The following is a 1,380-nucleotide window of genomic DNA, read 5'->3' as shown; positions in this document are numbered from 1 at the left end:
GGCCTGTAATGATCCCTGTTCGACCTGTTTTTGCAGTTTTGTGAACTGCGGTCCTCACCATGAGGAAGGTTTGGATCTGCTTTTGGTGGATCTGGGGCAGGGGTATCTGGTGCGTGTCTTGAGCGAGAAGGGGGCGGCTTTGGCCGCAGAGCTTCCCGATGCGGACAAGGCCGAGGAGCAGGCTGCCGAGGAGGCCCGCACAAAGGCCGGAGAGATGATCACCAATGGTGTGGGGACCGAGCGCATAGCGGAAAAAGAGGTGTTGGAGCTTTTCAATGACGCCATGTGGGACAGGGTCTATGAAAGCTGCTTGAACTGCGGCACCTGCACCTTTGTCTGCCCCACCTGCCATTGCTTTGACATTCAAGACGAAGTCAAGGGTGAAGACGGCCGCAGGGTGCGCAACTGGGACTACTGCATGAGCTGGCTGTTTACCGTGCACGGCACTGGCCACAACCCCAGGCCGAGCAAAAAGGAGCGGGTGCGGCAGCGCTTTATGCACAAGTTCAAGTACATCCCCATGAAACGCGACGGCGAGATAGGTTGCGTTGGCTGTGGCCGGTGCGTGCAACAGTGCCCTGTGAACATAGACGTCCGCGAGGTCGTCAACCAGATGAACGCTTAGAAAAGGGGGCTTTTTGTCATGTTTAATCCCTATGTCCCCTATCCTGTGCGCATCAAGGATGTGCTGGTAGAGACCGAGGACAAGAGCCTCAAGTCATTTTGGCTTGAATTCATGAAGGCCGAGGATGCCAAGGCCTTTGATTATCATTGCGGGCAGTTTGCCGAGCTCTCCTTGAGCGGTGTGGGCGAGATCCCCATTGGCATAGCCTCGAGCCCCACTGAAGGTGACGACCTTTTGTTCACCGTGAACAAGGTGGGTGTGGTGAGCAGTCAGTTGCACAACATGCAGCCCGGCGATGTGATGGGTGTGCGCGGTCCTTTGGGCAACTGGTATCCTCTGGAGGATCACAAGGGCAAGAATATTGTGATCGTGGCCGGCGGCTTTGCGGTCACCACCTTGCGCTCCACCATGAACTGGCTGCTGCATCCGGACAACCGGGGTGATTACGGCGATATCACTTTTGTGTACGGCGCCCGCACCCCGGGCATGCTGCTCTATACCGAGGAGTGGAGCGAGTGGCAGAAAAGGGACGACTGCAATATTTTGATCACCATCGACCGGGAATTCCCCGGCTGGGAAGGCCTGGTCGGGTTTGTTCCCACAGTGGTGGGCAACGCTTCGCCCAAGCCTGACAACTCTGTGGCCCTGGTCTGCGGACCTCCGGCCATGATCCGTTTCACCCAGCCTGTGTTTGATGATTTGGGCTGGCAGTCGGAACAAATAATAATGAGCCTGGAAAACCGCATGAAATGCGG

General features: G+C 56.7%; 2 protein-coding genes. Both read left to right on the top strand.

Annotated elements, in window-relative coordinates; translation table 11 throughout:
- On the top strand, positions 1-625 hold a 625-nt coding region (locus X474_RS21045; protein WP_044351820.1), incomplete at its 5' end, for a 4Fe-4S dicluster domain-containing protein.
- An 18-nt stretch (positions 626-643) separates the two neighbouring features.
- Positions 644-1,380, top strand: a 737-nt coding sequence (locus tag X474_RS21040) for an FAD/NAD(P)-binding protein (RefSeq protein WP_044351819.1), incomplete at its 3' end; no start/stop codon positions are given.

The organism is Dethiosulfatarculus sandiegensis (genome assembly GCF_000931935.2).
Classification (GTDB): Bacteria; Desulfobacterota; Desulfarculia; order Desulfarculales; family Desulfarculaceae; genus Dethiosulfatarculus; species Dethiosulfatarculus sandiegensis.
This window is presented reverse-complemented; position numbering and strand designations above follow the sequence as displayed.